17 protein-coding genes and 1 pseudogene are annotated in these 16202 nt (G+C 58.9%); 7 read left to right on the top strand and 11 right to left on the bottom strand.

All coding sequences use genetic code 11. From position 1 onward, the window contains the following. Positions 1-67 precede the first annotated feature (67 nt). Positions 68-466, bottom strand: a complete 399-nt coding sequence (locus EL18_RS03155) for a hypothetical protein (protein WP_036479696.1) — start codon at positions 464-466, stop codon at positions 68-70. Between the two features lie 81 nt (positions 467-547). Here EL18_RS03155 and EL18_RS03150 point away from each other — a divergent pair, with 81 nt between their 5' ends. Next, positions 548-1009 (top strand): c-type cytochrome, encoded by a 462-nt coding sequence (locus EL18_RS03150; RefSeq protein WP_036479694.1) that lies wholly within the window; start codon positions 548-550, stop codon positions 1007-1009. A 22-nt stretch (positions 1010-1031) separates the two neighbouring features. Here EL18_RS03150 and EL18_RS03145 read toward each other — a convergent pair whose 3' ends face one another. Together EL18_RS03145 and EL18_RS03140 are read right to left on the bottom strand one after the other, a co-directional pair. After that, positions 1032-1328, bottom strand: coding sequence for an ion channel (locus tag EL18_RS03145; protein WP_244444503.1), 297 nt, complete (start codon positions 1326-1328; stop codon positions 1032-1034). A gap of 230 nt (positions 1329-1558) precedes the next feature. Further along, positions 1559-3790: a heavy metal translocating P-type ATPase gene (locus EL18_RS03140; RefSeq protein ID WP_036479688.1), complete on the bottom strand. Its 2232-nt coding sequence runs from the start codon at positions 3788-3790 to the stop codon at positions 1559-1561. 91 nt (positions 3791-3881) lie between these two features. On the opposite strand from EL18_RS03140, the gene EL18_RS03135 reads away from it, so the two are divergent. From EL18_RS03135 to EL18_RS03110, 6 genes and pseudogenes are all read left to right on the top strand, one after another. Continuing rightward, positions 3882-4316: a MerR family transcriptional regulator gene (locus tag EL18_RS03135; protein WP_036479685.1), complete on the top strand. Its 435-nt coding sequence runs from the start codon at positions 3882-3884 to the stop codon at positions 4314-4316. A 5-nt stretch (positions 4317-4321) separates the two neighbouring features. Then, a complete protein-coding gene (locus tag EL18_RS03130) occupies positions 4322-4648 on the top strand; it encodes a YnfA family protein (protein WP_200875525.1) in 327 nt (108 codons plus the stop codon). Positions 4649-4824: 176 nt separating this feature from the next. After that, positions 4825-5445, top strand: coding sequence for a cation efflux transmembrane domain-containing protein (locus EL18_RS03125; RefSeq protein ID WP_051913717.1), 621 nt, complete (start codon positions 4825-4827; stop codon positions 5443-5445). 11 nt (positions 5446-5456) lie between these two features. Continuing rightward, positions 5457-6143 (top strand): annotated as a pseudogene (locus EL18_RS03120) (cation diffusion facilitator family transporter). A 306-nt stretch (positions 6144-6449) separates the two neighbouring features. Further along, positions 6450-7310: a DUF305 domain-containing protein gene (locus tag EL18_RS03115; RefSeq protein WP_036479680.1), complete on the top strand. Its 861-nt coding sequence runs from the start codon at positions 6450-6452 to the stop codon at positions 7308-7310. Positions 7311-7336: 26 nt separating this feature from the next. Next, the gene (locus EL18_RS03110; RefSeq protein WP_036479678.1) at positions 7337-8098 is read left to right on the top strand and encodes a MauE/DoxX family redox-associated membrane protein; all 762 of its coding nucleotides are present in this window, start codon (positions 7337-7339) and stop codon (positions 8096-8098) included. 298 nt (positions 8099-8396) lie between these two features. Here the strand turns inward: EL18_RS03110 and EL18_RS03105 are convergent, their stop codons facing one another. From EL18_RS03105 to EL18_RS03070, 8 genes are all read right to left on the bottom strand, one after another. Continuing rightward, positions 8397-8957 carry a L,D-transpeptidase gene (locus EL18_RS03105; protein ID WP_036479675.1) on the bottom strand — a complete coding sequence of 187 codons (561 nt, stop codon included), beginning with the start codon at positions 8955-8957 and terminating at the stop codon, positions 8397-8399. 408 nt (positions 8958-9365) lie between these two features. Then, positions 9366-10763 carry a multicopper oxidase family protein gene (locus EL18_RS03100; protein WP_036479673.1) on the bottom strand — a complete coding sequence of 466 codons (1398 nt, stop codon included), beginning with the start codon at positions 10761-10763 and terminating at the stop codon, positions 9366-9368. Between the two features lie 117 nt (positions 10764-10880). Continuing rightward, complete coding sequence (locus tag EL18_RS03095) at positions 10881-11369, bottom strand: cupredoxin domain-containing protein (protein ID WP_036479672.1); 489 nt, start codon at positions 11367-11369, stop codon at positions 10881-10883. Between the two features lie 516 nt (positions 11370-11885). Next, on the bottom strand, positions 11886-12272 hold the full coding sequence (locus EL18_RS03090; protein WP_036479669.1) for a DUF302 domain-containing protein: 387 nt from the start codon (positions 12270-12272) through the stop codon (positions 11886-11888). 66 nt (positions 12273-12338) lie between these two features. After that, complete coding sequence (locus EL18_RS03085) at positions 12339-13835, bottom strand: multicopper oxidase family protein (protein ID WP_081871075.1); 1497 nt, start codon at positions 13833-13835, stop codon at positions 12339-12341. Positions 13836-13992: 157 nt separating this feature from the next. Beyond that, positions 13993-14274 (bottom strand): copper-binding protein, encoded by a 282-nt coding sequence (locus EL18_RS03080; protein WP_036479667.1) that lies wholly within the window; start codon positions 14272-14274, stop codon positions 13993-13995. Positions 14275-14303: 29 nt separating this feature from the next. Next, positions 14304-14780 carry a cupredoxin domain-containing protein gene (locus EL18_RS03075; RefSeq protein ID WP_036483856.1) on the bottom strand — a complete coding sequence of 159 codons (477 nt, stop codon included), beginning with the start codon at positions 14778-14780 and terminating at the stop codon, positions 14304-14306. 30 nt (positions 14781-14810) lie between these two features. Further along, a complete protein-coding gene (locus EL18_RS03070; RefSeq protein WP_036479665.1) occupies positions 14811-16202 on the bottom strand; it encodes a multicopper oxidase family protein in 1392 nt (463 codons plus the stop codon).

The raw sequence follows: 16202 nt of genomic DNA, 5'->3' as shown, positions 1-16202 counted from the left end.
GTCTCCTCGGGACTTCCGTCCGTTCATCAAAACCGATGGGGCGCCTCGGGCGTCTGCGCGGGCGCGCTCAGAGGAGACGGAGCTTGGGAGGTCGTTCGTTCAGTCCCGGCGCACGGCTGACATGGATTGCCGCGGACGGCACGTCATGACTGGCGGCGCCGTAGGCGTGCCCGGCTTCCCCGCCTGCCGACGTCAGGAAGGCAGAGAGGCCTGCGCATACGAACTCGCACATCTCGGCATCGGCCGATCCACAGTGCTCTCCAGCGTCACAGTCGAAGCCCGAAATGACCGGAGAGTGCATCATGCCGGCAACATGCATCGCGTGATCCACACCGGAATTCATGCTCACGCGTGTCGCATGCGCAGAGGTCACCGTCGTCACCACGGTGATCGCTAGAATGGCAAGCATGGTGATGACACGTGCGATCATGCTGCAAAGATAGGCATTGCTCACGAGAATGTCCATTGTCGCAGGCGCCTCGCCGCTGGCACAATGTGGTCTCGACCAAACGCGAATGTTATTCCGCAGTGATCGGGGACAGACGTCTTGAAAAAAGCTCTTCGAAATACTGTCGGGATCGGTCTGGTCGTCGGAGGTGTGATCCTCGCGGTCTTTGCTGGCTGGCGTTATGCCGGTACCGCATCCACCGCCGGGGCGTCGGCGGACATCATCGCGCAAGGACGCCAGATCTATGCGGATCAGTGCGCCGCCTGCCACGGCGCGGAACTGGAGGGCCAGCCGGACTGGCGCTCGCCGCTTCCGTCCGGCCGGTTGCCGGCGCCACCCCACGACGCCAGCGGCCACACCTGGCACCATCCTGACGACGTCCTGTTCCGCATCGTTAAGGAAGGCACCGCCGCCGTGGTCGGCGGCGGATACGAGAGCGACATGCCGGGCTTCGCAGACGTACTGAGCGATTCCGAAATCCGCGCCGTTCTCGACTACATCAAGAGCACATGGCCAGAGCGCGAGCGCCGATACCAGGAGAGGGTGTCGGAGGCAAACTGACATTCCCCATGGTCGTCGGCTGCTACTCGCGCGAGGCCCGTTCGCAGACCGAGTAGAGGAACGTCGCCGACCATGTCAGCACCATGAAGCCGCCGAGCGACTGCATCATGTTGACCATCCGTATCGGCCCGCTTGCCTCGATCTGCGTGTACCCGAGCGTGGCGAAGTTGACGCCGGGGAAGTAGATCAGGCCGCTCCAGCATGGGTCGTAGCTGCCGTCGAGGCCTCCCACGCCCCAGCCCTGCAGCGCCCTGTAGACTGCGGCGAAAGCCAGGATTTCAATCGTGTGGAGCGCGAGCAGCCCGACGAACGCCAACATGATCGCCGCCTGCGGTCTCTCGTTCGAGTTCGGCTTCATGGCCCGGACGGCCAATAGCCCCGTAGTGGTGCGCGACCAGAGGGCGGCCACCAGCGCGAAACCGAGCAGAAGCCCGATTCCAGTTGCAGCATGTTGAGCACTCGCGGCGGAACAGTACCCCGTGGTTTATATTCTCAGCGCTCGGCCCTGCGGCATGGCAGCGGGACCATCGCCCTGCCGATGATCTGATCTCAGGCCTCACGTTCCGGATCAAACGCAAGAAGCTGCAGCGCATTCAGCGTGACGAGCACCGTCGCGCCGGTATCGGCGAGGATCGCTATCCAGAGCCCGGTGATCCCGAAGATGGTGGTCACCAGAAACACCGCCTTGAGTCCGAGCGCGATTGCCACGTTCTGCCTGATGTTCGTCATGGCTGCGCGAGCAAGCCGAATCTTGCCGGCTACGTCGGTCACCCGATTGCGCAGGATCGCAGCGTCCGCGGTTTCGAGCGCGACATCCGTTCCCGAGCCCATGGCCACGCCGATGTGGGCGGTGGCGAGCGCAGGGGCATCATTGATGCCGTCGCCCACCATCATGACATGGCCCGTGGCCGTCATCTCACGGATCGCCGCGACCTTGTCTTCAGGCATCAGTTCGGCGCGATGCTCAATGCCCAGCCCAGCGGAAATGGCTGCTGCCGTGCGCCGGTTGTCGCCGGTCAGCATCACCGACGCGATGCCAAGCGCCTTGAGTTGCTGCACCGCGCGGGCGGCATCCTCTCGGGGTTCGTCCCGGAGCGCGACGAGTCCGACAAGCTGGCTCCGGCGGAAGACCGCGACGACTGTCTTGCCTTCATCCTCCATGCGGACCACCGCCCCGCGCGCGTGGTCGTCGAGCAGGCCGCGTTCATCCGCGAACCGTGGAGAGCCTACCCAGGCGGGTTCACCCTCAACGACTGCTTCGGCCCCTTTGCCGGGGAGCGCTTTGGCGGCGGTCGCCGCCAGGGACGGCGCTCCCGCAGCTTCCGCGCGCGACAAGATCGCTTCCGCCAGAGGATGGCTCGACCCCGCTTCGACGGCGGCAGCCAGCGCCAGCACCTCCGTTCCCGATCCCGAGATCGGCACAACGTCCGTGACGCGCGGCCGCCCGTAGGTCAGGGTCCCGGTCTTGTCGAATGCGACATGCGTGGTGGCCGCCGCGGCCTCGATCACGGCGCCTCCCTTCATCAGGAGTCCGCGCCGCGCGCCGGAAGAAAGCGCAGAGGCGATGGAAGCCGGCACTGAAATCACCAGCGCGCAGGGACATCCGATCAAGAGCAGCGCGAGCGCGCGGTAGATCCAGGTATCCCAGGCTTGCGCGAACGCGAGGGGCGGAATGATCGCCACCAGCACCGCAACCCCGACGACTGCGGGCATGTAGATGCGGCTGAAACGGTCGATGAAGCGCTCGGTCGGCGCCCGGGCGCTTTCCGCTTCCTCGACCAGCCGGATGATGCGGGCGATGGTGTTGTCCTCGGCCGACTTGGTGACCCGGACACGCAGCGCCGCCTCGGAATTGATGGAGCCTGCAAAGACAGGCGCGCCGGGGTCCTTCAGCTTCGGTACGCTCTCACCCGTGACGGCGCTCTCGTCGACACCGGAGGTGCCCTCGATGACCTCGCCGTCTGCAGGGACCCGGTCCCCCGGGCGCACCAGAACGATCTGGTCCACCTCCAGCTGGTCGGCCGGTATCATTCGTGTCCTGCCGGCGACTTCCAGGAGTGCGGTCTTCGGGACCAGGCGAGCAAGCGCCCGAATTCCGTCGCGGGCCTTGTTTGCCGCGACGCCTTCCAAAACCTCCCCGACGGCGAAGAGGAAGACGACCAGCGCCGCTTCCTCCGCAGCATTGATGACGAGCGCGCCGGTGGCGGCGATGGTCATCAGCATCTCGATCGTGAACGGCATGCCCGCTCGGGCGGACGCCACGGCGCGGCGCGCGATTGGGGCGACACCGATGAGCGTGGCGAGGACGAACGCCCAGGTCGCCACGTCCTGGGAAGCGAGCAGTTTCACGGCCCATGCCGCCGCGAGGAGGAGCCCGGTGCCGATCACCAGTCTGCCCTTCGCGGTCTGAAACCAACGCGAACCGGGCGCGGGGCCGCTCTCGGGCTCTGTCGATCCAGTGTCGGGATCGAGTCCTGCGCCATCCCGCGAGCGGTCCGCACGGGACGCTTGTTCGCCCTCCGGCAGTACGAAGCGTTTCCGGTCGGGGCTCGATCCTTTCGCCGCGATCCCATAACCGAGCCGCTTGACGATCGCCTCGATCTGGTCGCGAGGGGTCTGCCCTTCATCGAGAGTCAGCCGAAGCCGCTCGGTCATCAGCGCCACATCGACGTCGCTCACGCCGGGCAGGCGTTCGACCGCACCCCGGACCTTGCTGGCGCATGACGCACAGTCCATTCCTGAGACCGTCCACTCGTAGGTTGCACTGTCGCTCGCCGTCATCACGCCCTTCCACCCGCCCAGCGGGCGACGTTGTATTTACTGAGTCGGGAACGTAAGGTCTCTAGTAGCTATAGCTTCAAGAGGCAATCTGATGCTCACCATCGGAAAATTGGGTGAGGCGGCCGGCGTAAAGGTTCCGACGATCCGCTACTACGAGCAGATCGGGCTCCTGCTGGAGCCGGAGCGCAGCGCCGGAAACCAGCGGCTCTATGGGCAGTCGGCACTGGATCGGCTGGCCTTCATCCGCCACGCGCGCGAGCTCGGGTTTCCGCTGGACGCTATCCGGGACCTTCTGAGCCTCTCCGATGAGCCCGATCAATCCTGCGCAGCCGCCGACGTCATCGCGAAGAAACAGCTCACCGCCGTCAAGGCCCGGATCGCGCGGCTCACAGCGCTGAAGGCAGAGCTCGAGCGCATGATCACGCAGTGCGCACAGGGCACCGTGGCCGACTGCCGCGTGATCGAGGTGCTGAGCGATCACTCACATTGCGCGCAGGACCACAGGACGTCCGAGGCCGCCGAATGACGGCGCTGCCGACCTTGGCGATCTATGCCGCCGCGGCTCTGGCCGAGATTGCGGGCTGTTTCGCGATCTGGGCTTGGTGGCGCCTCGGCGCCTCAGCGGTTTGGCTGGTTCCAGGCGTTGCGAGCCTGATCGCCTTTGGCTGGCTCCTGGCGCAGATCGACTCGGCCTTCGCCGGCCGCGCCTACGCAGCCTACGGGGGCGTCTACATCGTGGCGTCCGTGCTCTGGATGTGGCTGGCCGAAGGCGAGCGACCCGACCACTGGGACCTCACAGGCGGCGTCGTTTGCCTTGCGGGCGCGGCCCTGATCCTGTTCGCCCCGCGCGGCGTCTAGACATAAATTCGCGCGCAGCCCTTGAACCTCTAGCGACTAAAGGAACTAGAACTGCCTCTCGGCCGATTCTTGGGGCAGCAGGCTGCTTCTTTTCTGGCGAGGATCGAGTGGCTTGCGCATGCAGGGCAGATGAGGCCGCCTTGATCCGACGGCCAGCACGAACGGAGGCGAACCTGATGACCAAAGAACTGCCAAAGGATCCGGATGAACGTCAGCGCGGTACGCTCTGGACGGTTCTGCTGCTGAATGCGGCCATCGCCATCGGCTTTTTTGCGACAGGCGCATTAGGCGACTCCAGTGCGCTGATCGCCAACGGTCTGGACAACACCTCCGACAGCTTCGTGTACGCCATCAGCCTTTTCGCCCTGTCTCGTTCGGACAGATGGAAACGTGGGGCCGCCAACGTGTCGGGAGGGCTGCTGCTGATCTTCGCGGCTGGCATCCTGATCGATGCTGTTCGCCGCTACTACACCGGCTCCGAACCGCTCGGCCCGCTCATGATTTCCATGGCCCTCATTGCAGCGGTCGTGAACGGCATCTGCATCTGGCTTCTTGGTCGGCTCGAGGAGCCGGACGTGAACGTCAGGGCGGCCAACACCTTCAGTCTCAACGACTTCATTTCGAACGGCGGAATTCTCGTCGCGGGCGGTCTCGTCTGGTGGCTGGGCAGCAATTGGCCCGATCTCGTGGTCGGTATCGCGGTCGCCGGCGTCGCCGCCTGGGGCGGCATCGGAATCCTGCGCGACGCGCATGGCGAGCACCACAAGGCGGTCCATCAAGATGACGCCAAGATCTGAAAGAGAATACGATGCCTCACGACCACGGCCATATCGACCCCAAGTCCGGTGACCGACGGGTATCCATTGCGGTCTGGGCCAACGCGCTTCTGACCGTCGCCCAGATCGTCGGTGGCATCCTGTCCGGCAGCCTCGCCCTGATCGCGGACGCGCTGCACAACTTCTCCGACATGGCCTCGCTGGTCATCGCCTTCGCCGCGCGCAAGATCGCACGGCGGCCGGCGGACGAGCGCATGACCTTCGGTTAAGGTCGGATCGAGATCGTCGCGGCCCTGATCAACTACACCACGCTGATCCTCGTCGGCTTCTATCTAATTTACGAAGGCGGCATGCGGATGATCGACCCGCCCCAGGTCGCTGGCTGGACCGTGGTCATCCTCGGCGGTGTCGCGCTGGTGGTGGACACGCTGACGGCGCTGCTCACCTATTCGATGCAGAAGGGCAGCGTGAACATCCGCGCCCTTTTCCTGCACAACCTGTCAGACGCCCTGGCATCGGTCGCCGTGATCGTGGGTGGCGCGCTGATCATCCTTTACGACATGCGGTGGGTCGATCCGGCGATCACCATCGGCATCGCGCTCTATATCCTCTACTTGGCTTTCACCGAGATCGGTGGGCCGATCCGGACCCTGATGCTCGGCAGCCCACCGGACATCGACAACGACGCGGTTGTCGCCGCGGTGCGGCGGCGAAGCTGATGTCGAGGGTTCGGGTCAGAACAAAAACACCTCCCTCTGGCTGCAATGGGGTCGTGAGCGGACAAGGCAAACATTGCCTGTTGGCGCCTTGCTAGAACGGCTGCTTACCTTTAACGGCATCCACAAAGCTGCCATTCCGCTTCCGGCCCCTAAACATCCGTGAACTACGCTGATCACGCACTATGACAATGTGACAGGAACGGTTTCAGCATCGTCACGTTCACCCACCACCACATTTGCTGAGGGTGCGCGTCGTGCAGAATTGCCGCGCCCGTGTTTTGAACAAGTGGCACGGGAGTTTTAGCGATGTCCTATATCCGTTTCGGCTTGATGATCCTCACCTCCACAGTGGTGATGTTCATCCTGATGTATCTCAACACTTACGCCTTCGAGCATGTCTATTTCAGCGAAACACGCACCTATATGGCCATCCTCATGGGAGCGACCATGGCCATTATCATGCTGGCCTTCATGCTCGGCATGTACAAGAACACCGCTCTGAACATAGCCATCTTCGTGGGTGCGGCAGTCGTTTTCGCAGGCGCCCTGTGGCTGGTACGCAGCCAGGTCACCGTCAGCGGTGAAAGCTATATGCGCGCCATGATCCCGCATCACTCCATCGCCATCATGACCTCAGAACGCGCGCAGATCGAGGATGCACGCGTACGCAAACTGGCCGACGAGATCATCGATGCCCAGCGCAAGGAGATCGCCGAGATGGCCTATCTCATCGAAGACCTGGCCGATGGAAATATGGTGAAAGAGATCTATGAGGATCCGGCACCTGAACCTGGCAGCGTTCAGGATGCCTTGAACAAGGTGATGATCTCCTCTCTGGATCTTGCGCCTATGTCCGAGGAAGAAGCCGACAAGGTGCTGCAGCCGGGTGAGCGCTGCACCTTCCGCCGAAGCCAGGAGAGCGATCCAATCCTGTGGGCGGCTCGTGATGGCAGCAGCGCCGCAGCGAAATTGAACGGTGTGCTTGTTGAACTCGAGAGCCCTGCTGATCCGGCGGCCGCAAGCGCGCAGTTCACCACAGAAGGGATGACTGTCGCGGTTGGTCCCTTCGACGAGGAGGACGACCCGCGCAAGGAAGCTGAACTTGTCTTCGAACTCGATGAAGGCCTGAAGGTCGGCTACACTGGCTACTACGCCTGCTCGCGGTAACTGCAGCGCAGACCGGAGGTTATCTCATGGCAATCCAGGAAAAGACGAAAACGGCGGATCTCTACCGCATGGTCATGCCCGACCATGTGTGCCCCTACGGGCTGAAGTCCAAGGACCTGCTTGAACGCAACGGTTACACGGTGCAGGACCACCATCTGACGACGCGCGAAGAGACGGATGCCTTCAAGCAGGAGCACGGGGTGGAAACTACGCCGCAGACCTTCATCGATGGCCGTCGCATCGGAGGGCATGATGATCTGCTTGCTCATTTCGGCAAGGAGGTCCCGTCGGAGGATGAAACCAGCTATGTGCCCGTGATCGCGATCTTCACCATGGCTCTGCTCATGGGGCTGGCGGTGAGCTGGTACATGTTCGGAAACATCTTCACCTTTCGCGCCTTCGAATGGTTCATAGCCTTTGCCATGACGCTTCTGGCCGTGCAGAAGCTCCAGGATATCGAGGGCTTTTCCACGATGTTCCTGAACTACGACCTGCTCGCACAAAGATGGGTCCGCTACGGCTATGTCTATCCATTTGGAGAGGCGCTGGCGGGCATTCTCATGATCGCAGGTGCGTTGATGTGGGTCGCGGTGCCAGTGGCACTATTCATCGGCACGATCGGCGCGATATCGGTTTTCAAGGCCGTCTATATCGACAAACGTGAGCTGAAATGCGCCTGTGTCGGCGGCTCAAGCCGCGTGCCCCTCGGCTTCGTCTCACTGACGGAAAACCTGATGATGATCGCCATGGCGCTGTGGATGCCCTTCCGCATGGGCGCAGGCGTGTAAACAACCGAGGGAGTGAGGTTGCCTCCCACTCCCTCAAAAATGCCCCAAGCCTAGTTTTCTTTGCGACGGTGGCACGACCTGCCATTGTAGTTATGCATAACCACATGAGCAGCCAGACAGCCTAGGATCGGGAGAGCGAACATCCACCAGCTTGATGACGTATCTCCCGAACTAGGCGATGGAAGCATGAACACCATACCAAGTCCAAGTAAAACCATGAGAAAGCAACACCCCGTCAACCACAAAGCAGCCTTTGAGACCTTAGGTTGCGTGGGAGGAATTTGAGAATCTATCTTTTTCACAGCACTACCACCTTGGTCTTGAGCGGGACCCGTTCGTATAGATCCTTCACATGCTCGTTAAGCATCCTAATGCATCCATTGGAGACGGACCTCCCAATGCTCTGAGGCTGATTGGTGCCGTGGATACGGTACATCGTATCTCGTCCATCTCTATACAGATACATGGCTCGAGCTCCCAATGGATTGCCTGGCCCGCCGGGAACACCAGTGGCAAAGCGTGCATATTTGGCTGGCTCACGCCGGATCATGTTGGCTGTTGGTCGCCAAGAGGGCCATTTCTCCTTTCGGCCGATGATTGCACGTCCGCGAAATGCCAACCCAGCCTTCCCAACCCCTACTCCATAACGCAGGGCACGTCCGCGCGGCATTGCCAGATAGAGAAAATGATTTCGAGGATCCACCACGATGGTCCCAGGAGCATATCCGTCGAATGCGACGAATTGCGGCTGGAAACGATCCGCCAAGCGGAATGCGCGTGCCTGATGCGCACTGCTGCGGGATGTTGTTGCTAGAAAGGTAGAAACACCCGCCAGGAAAATGAATTCACGTCTTTTCATCTGAGTGACCTCCTGATCTTCAGTCAGTTTTACTTGTTGACTAGCGAAGATCAGAGCTTTGGCGGACGCTTGAGGCCACCCGGATAGAAGCGCAGCGAGGGGGAAGCAGCGCCTACAGAATTTGCAGCAACATAATGCGAGATTTCGACAGCGTTGCCAGCTGCCGCCCACGAACAATCGCTGGCGCATTCTAATGCCACCTCTCCAGCAGCGGCGTGACTGCAGCAGTCAGCAATTAAAGGTTCAGAAACGACAGCTTCGATTGTCGCAGGAGCACCTTGCGCGGAACCTGGTCCCGACAGCATCCCACCTATCAGGACGACCAAAAGGAGCAAGATATTGCCGACCCACCATGCGCACGAAATTCTCATTAGCCCCCACAGCAACTTGCACTCTCATCATAGCACACTAGGCGGTCACTTCGAACCAAGTATTCATCCCTGCTGCAGCATGTTCCAGCATGTGGCAATGCAACAACCAGCGCCCGGGATTATCGGCCACGAAGGCGATATGTGTTGTCTGCGACGGTCCGATAAGAAAGGTGTCGCGCCATGGCTTTCCGTCGTCGACGCTAGCCTCACTGCGGCTCAAGACGCGGAAATGATGCCCGTGGAGATGCATCGCATGGGGAAAGGCCGTCTCGTTGACGATCGTCAAGGAGATTGAACGGCCAAGCTGCGCCGTGAAGAGGGGGGCTTCAGCCAGATTGGCGACCCCGTTGAACGACCAGAACTGGCGCGCTTCAATGACCTCCTCACCTTCCAGAACCTCCCCATTGTAGCGCATTTCAACCTGCTTCCCCATTGCCCCCCCAGCCATTTCCAGTCGCACCTGGAGAGCATCATCCAGAACAGGTTCGGGAAGATCCGCGGGAACAAATTCGGGACGTCGGGTCGCAACGTTGGCCTCACCGCCTACATGGAAGCGGACAAAGGGAAACGGCTGAGGACCGGAAAGCTCTTCGAGTTCGAATTCGTCCTGCGCCTGAAACAGAAGGTCCATGCGCTGAGCCGGTCCAAGCAGCAGGGGAGCGTACGGCGCTTCGGCGGGCTCGGCCAAGGTCTGGCCATCATAGGCAATGATCTGCGCTCGGAAGCGAGTGGGATCGAGAGCGAGTATCCTAGCGTTGCAGGTATTAATCAGACGGAGCCGGTACCACTTGCCACGCTGCAACTCGAATACTTTCTCCGGCTCCCCGTTAACAGTCAGCCAGTTGCCCATGCGGCCTCCATGGCTCCAGTCTGAGAGTGCGCCAAAGGAACGTGTGTCCAGTACACCCTCCGAGGTTAACCGCCAATCGTCCACCACAAGGGAGATGTCCTGCTCGGGGGGCAGAACTACCTGCTCCTCATCCACGATTAGGGCCCCATAAAGCCCCCGCGCAACCTGTTCCCAGCTCTGCTCATGCGCGTGATACCAGAACGTTCCGGCATCAGGGACCTGGAACCGGTATTCGAAACTTGAGCCTGGTTGCACAGGATCCTGTGTTAGCCCAGGCACCCCGTCCATCGCATTCTCCAACCTGATACCATGCCAGTGAATGGAAGTAGGCTGGCTTAGTTCGTTTTTGAAGCGGACCGTCACGACCTGCCCTTTCACCGCACGCAGCAGAGGGCCGGGCAAGCTGCCATTGTACAACCACGTTGGTGAGCGAACTGCAGGGTCAGCAACCAAAGACCGATCTTCTTCTCGAGCGACGAGCTCAAATGCCGGTGCGGAAGCGGAGGAGGCGAAGCTTGAACGAAAGTTCAATGCACCTGCGGCAGATCCGATCAGAAAGACCCTTCGCGAAATCGCACTATTCATGTTCTTAAACCTTGGATGGCCGCTCTTGCGCCCGGTGCTGCGCCAGCACAGAGCGTAACAACTACAGGGATGGTTTTAGGAAAAATGGGGCCGCCTCTCGGCAGCCCCAGAGATGGATCAGTTCGTTTCGGCGGTGTCCTCGGTGACCACTAGCGCTCCCACCATCCCCGATTCGAAATGCCCGGGAATGAGGCAGGCAAACTGGAAATCACCAGAATTCGTGAAAGTCCAGACAAGTTCGGCCTTGGCACCAGGAGCAAGGAATGCCGCGTTTGGATCATCATGCTTCATGTCCATTTGCGACATCATCTCTTTTTTATGATCCATCAGCTTTTCGTGCTTGCCGAGCACAAACTCATGCTCAAGCTCCCCGGTATTATGCAGCATGAAACGGATAGTTTCACCGCGTTTCACGTCAACGGAATCCGGTTTGAACACCATCTGTCCATCTTCGGTCTCAGTGAGTTCCACTTCCACGGTGCGCGCGGCATCCGACGCGTTACCGGGAGTTCCTACAGCAAACTCATCATGGGAGCCGGCGTGTTCGCCTGCCGCGAAAGCAGACGTTGTAAAGAAGATCGCTAGGATCGCGAGCTTGGAGTTCATGATAACCTCGTTAGTCCTGGAAGATTGAAAATGCCGACATTTGTCGGCCCTTATTTCAACCAAGGGCACGAGGAGGCTGATCTAGAACATATTTAGGTGAAACTGGAGGACGGGACCTGGGGTCAGGCTCAATACTGAAGGCGATGAAGGCAACGTCTGCTTCATGGTCCAAGGGACGAGCGTACAGACTGCACAACACTCCCCCGCAACAGTAGTCAGGGTGATCGTCCGCCTCCCCCGCAATGCCATTTCCTTCCGCATCAAGGTGTATGACCAGATGCTCAAGCTGCGAGGTAGAATGCCCGGTAGAAGCCTTCCCCCATTGCGGCGAAGACTGCGCAGCAAAAGCTGCCAGAGCAAAAGCGATCAACACCAGAAATCGCACCACTGAAGCGATGGTTCTATATCCTCACCCTTAAACCGCACAGCGAGGACTATAGAAACAAATGCGGCAACAGCAAGTCATGATCTTGGGTTTTACTTTTTGCCGCACCTCGGGTGTAGAGCCAATTCAGGTCAGACTGATTCAACGACCTTTTTCAAACGCGTTCTCACCTCTTCCGCAACTGAGAGGAGTTGAGGATTTTCTATTGCACTCATTGAAGCAACCGGATCGACCGCTCCGATTTCAACACCTTCAGGGACCTCTCGCAATATCACGTTGCATGGCAGCATCGCCCCCACCCGAGGCTCCATCTCAAGCGCCTTGTACGCCATCTGCGGGTTGCAGGCACCAAGGATACGATAGGGTGGCATCTGCTTCTCGAGCTTCTTTTTCATGGTTTTCTGGACGTCAATTTCCGTTAAAACCCCGAAACCCTCGGCCGTTAGCGCCTCACGGACTCGCGTATCGACCTCCTCGAAGGTGGCGTTGGCGACAATTCGATTGATGGTGTAGTCCATTTTCGGCTCCTATGCAGAACGGCAGCGTAGGTAGTTAAAATCCCTCGTCATTCCTCTTGTTCCAAGTCAGCTGACGGTGAACTGACCCATCATGCCTGCATCTTCATGTTCGAGGATATGACAGTGATACATATATGGCGCATCTGGCCCTGCCGGATGATTGAAACGGACCAATATCTCGGCTGAACCATCAACCCATACCACGTCCTTAAGACCAGTACTGGCGTAGTCGACCCTACGACCGTTCTGACTTAGCACCTGAAATGACGTGCCATGCACGTGGAAGGGGTGAGCCATCATATCTGCCGAAATTTCCCAGATTTCGGTTTCACCTAGCCGAATGGTTTCGTCGATCCGTCCCATGTCATAGGTCTTGCCATTGATCCCGAGATCAGCCTTGCCACCCAGCATGGCTCCCATCATCCCCATCCCCATCATCATGTTGAGCTGAAATTTGCGCCGGCGTACGGGCTCACCGAAATCGGGACTAGGAGCTTGCGAGAAAAGAGTGGGCAGCGCGATCTTGCTGGCTTTTTTCGCCTGATCTACTTCGAGGGTGAGTATTAACAGCATTTGGTCAGGGTCGGATGAAGCACCCTGCCCCATCATGCGCCCCATACTTCCATTTCCCATCATGCCTCCGCCCATCATGGATACCGGCACATCGGGAGAAACCAGTTGTCTGGTACGACCGTCACTGAAGTCTACGAGGATCTCAACACGTTCAGCTGGCGCAAGCTCCACAACGTCCATCCGGACAGGCGCGGGCAACAACCCTGCGTCGCCAGCAATCTTGTGAAATTCATATCCATCATCAAACTGGAAACGGTAGACGCGCGAATTGGAGGCATTGAGAAGACGAAGACGCACGATACCAGGTGGCACATGTTTTTTAGGGCTGATTGCTCCATTGATGACAACCTTGTCGCCCCGGAACCCCTGCATCAGGGCCATTCCATCATCGTCATATGCTAACTCACCACGTCTGGTGAAAGCGCGATCCTGAACAATAAGCGGGATATCATCGACCCCGTACTCGACCGGCAACAGCTCAGTATGGGAACTGCCTGCGTCCTCGATAAGGAGCATTCCTGCCAATCCTAGATAGACCTGCTCGCCAGTCTCCCCATGGGGATGGGAATGGTACCAGTAGGTACCCGCCGGTTGTTCTATCTCGAGAGTCTGATCCAATCTGGAGCCCGGTGCGATCAAGGTCTGCGGCCCGCCATCCTGCCACCCAGGCACATGCAGGCCGTGCCAGTGTGAGGTGATGGCGCGATCAAGACGGTTGGCCACCAACATACGTGCCGCTCTCCCACGGCGCATTCTAAGAGTGGGGCCTAGATAGCTTTGGGACCACCCAAGCACTCTAGCTCGTTGGTGCCCGATAAATGCTCGCTCCCCGTTTATCGCCTCAAGCAAAGTGGGAGAACTTTCATGGACGTCAACCAGCGGAGGAATCGGCAGGCTGCTGCCGGAGTCGTCACTTGCTGAAGCACGTCCAACCACAGCCGGAGCGGCCAACCCAGCGAGCGCGCCCAGTAAAAATTTCCGCCGTTCCATATGTGCTCCTCCCTGCACTGCATTTTGAGGCTTGCAAGCAAGGTAGGGCTGAAATCCGGCAGGGCAAAGATTGAGAACTGGCCGATACTTTCCACGCACCGCATTTTGATGCGCCGCCGAGCCGAGAGAGTTTCTCTCGGCTCGGACCGGCTTAAGCCTACTTCACCTCGAGGACAGTGAGCTTTCCGTTTAGACGATCTGCCACAAACTCAATGGACTGACCTTCCTTCAATTTCTCCAGCATTGCTTCGTCCTTGGTGACGAAGACCATGGTCATTGCAGGCATATCGAGATTCTTCAGTTCTTCGTGGATGATGGTGACCTTGTTGGCTTTCATATCCACCTTCTTGACCTTGCCTTTCGTATATTCGCTAGCGATTGCCGGTACAGCAGCAAGGCTAAGAACAGCAGCAAGAGTAATCAGAGCACGCGCTTTCATATTCAGACTCTTTCCAGGTTGTTGGGATGTTAATGTGCAGCAACGAGGATGCTGCCCTTCATGCCGGCCTCGTAATGGCCGGGAAGAAGACAACCAAACTCGAAGTTCCCGGTATTGGAAAACTTCCAGATGATTTCGCCACTGCTGGCACTTGAGAGGCGGATGGCGTTTGGGTCATCATGCTCCATTTCGGGGAACCGCTGCATGAGTTCCTTGTGCTCCATCATCTTGTCGTGATGGTCCACGACGAACTCGTGTTCGAGCTCTCCTGCGTTTTTGATGATGAAGCGTATTGTCTCGCCGGCCCTCACGCTGATTGCCGCGGGTTGGAAGATCATCTCCCCGTCATCGGTTTCCCGCATCTCGATCTCGATCGACCTGTTTACTTCAGATAACGCTCCGGGCTCACCTGCCATGTATTCGCCATGGCCACCCGCATGAGTGCCAGCCGCTATGGCCGGCCCCGCGAAAATGGCAAGTGACACCATCAAGAATGCTGCTTTCATGTCGTTCACCTTGTTGAAGCAGACCACAGGTCAATGCTTGTCCACCTGATGGGCACCATGCCCCTCAGAATTCTTTTCCTGCGTTGAGGTAATGTGCGTGGCAGGACTGTCTTGAGTGGTGAAGTCGGGTAAAACTCCAGTCCACTCGTAGGCTTGCGTTCCCGGAGGATTTTCATACCAGCCAGGATCTGTGTAATCGCCTGCAGAGATCCCTTCGCGCACTTTCACCACCGAGAACATGCCCCCCATCTCGAGCGGGCCGTGCGGCCCCCATCCTCCCATCATGGGGATGGTATTATCTGGTAGCTCCATAGACATCTCGCCCATATCCGCCATGCCCGCCGTGCCCATTGGCATGTATTCGGGACGAAGCTTCCGGATCTTCTGAGCAAGGAGCGATTTGTCCACACCAATGAATGTAGGAACGTCATGTCCCATCGCATTCATGGTGTGGTGAGACTTGTGACAGTGAATTGCCCAATCTCCCTCGTATAATGCGTCGAATTCATAGGCACGCATGGCACCAACGGGAATGTCGATGGTGACTTCCGGCCACCGTGCTTCCGGCCTTACCCACCCACCATCTGTACAGGTGACCTCGAAGTCATAGCCGTGCATATGGATTGGATGGTTGGTCATGGTTAGATTCCCGACGCGAACGCGCACCCGGTCGTTCTTCGAGACAACAAGTGGGTCGATGTCGGGAAAAACGCGACTGTTCCATGTCCAGAGATTGAAGTCTGTCATGGTCATGATCTTGGGTACATACGACCCAGGATCGATGTCGAAGGCGTTCAGCATGATCAGGAAATCGCGGTCGACGGGCATGAATGCCGGGTCTTTGGGGTGGACGATGAAGAAGCCCATCATCCCCATAGCCATCTGCACCATCTCGTCTGCATGGGGATGGTACATGAAGGTGCCGGATTTGATCAGATCAAACTCATAGACGAAGGTTTTGCCGGGCGGGATGCCGGGGTGCGAGAGACCCCCAACCCCGTCCATTCCCGACGGCAGAATCAATCCGTGCCAATGAACCGAAGTGTGCTCTGGGAGCTTGTTGGTAACGTAAATACGAACACGGTCTCCCTCAACTGCCTCGATCGTGGGGCCGATAGACTGTCCATTATAGCCCCACAGGTAAGCGACCATGCCATCCGCCAATTCGCGTTCGACGGGTTCAGCAACGAGGTGAAACTCCTTCACTCCATTGTTCATCCTAAACGGGAGCGTCCAGCCATTAAGTGTGACGACCGGGTTGTAATCCGGTCCAACACTCGGGGCGAGCGGGGGCTGTGTTGCTGGACTTTCCATCAGCGCCGCTTCCGGAAGTCCCATATTGGAGGTTTTAGCCCAGGCCTTTGCAGAAACGGCGGCTGCACCTGCCGCTCCAATGCCCAACAGTTTGCGTCTATTCATCAT

Source organism: Nitratireductor basaltis (genome assembly GCF_000733725.1).
GTDB lineage: Bacteria > Pseudomonadota > Alphaproteobacteria > Rhizobiales > Rhizobiaceae > Chelativorans > Chelativorans basaltis.
Note: the sequence above shows the minus strand (reverse complement) of the source record. Positions and strands in the feature narration are given on the sequence as shown.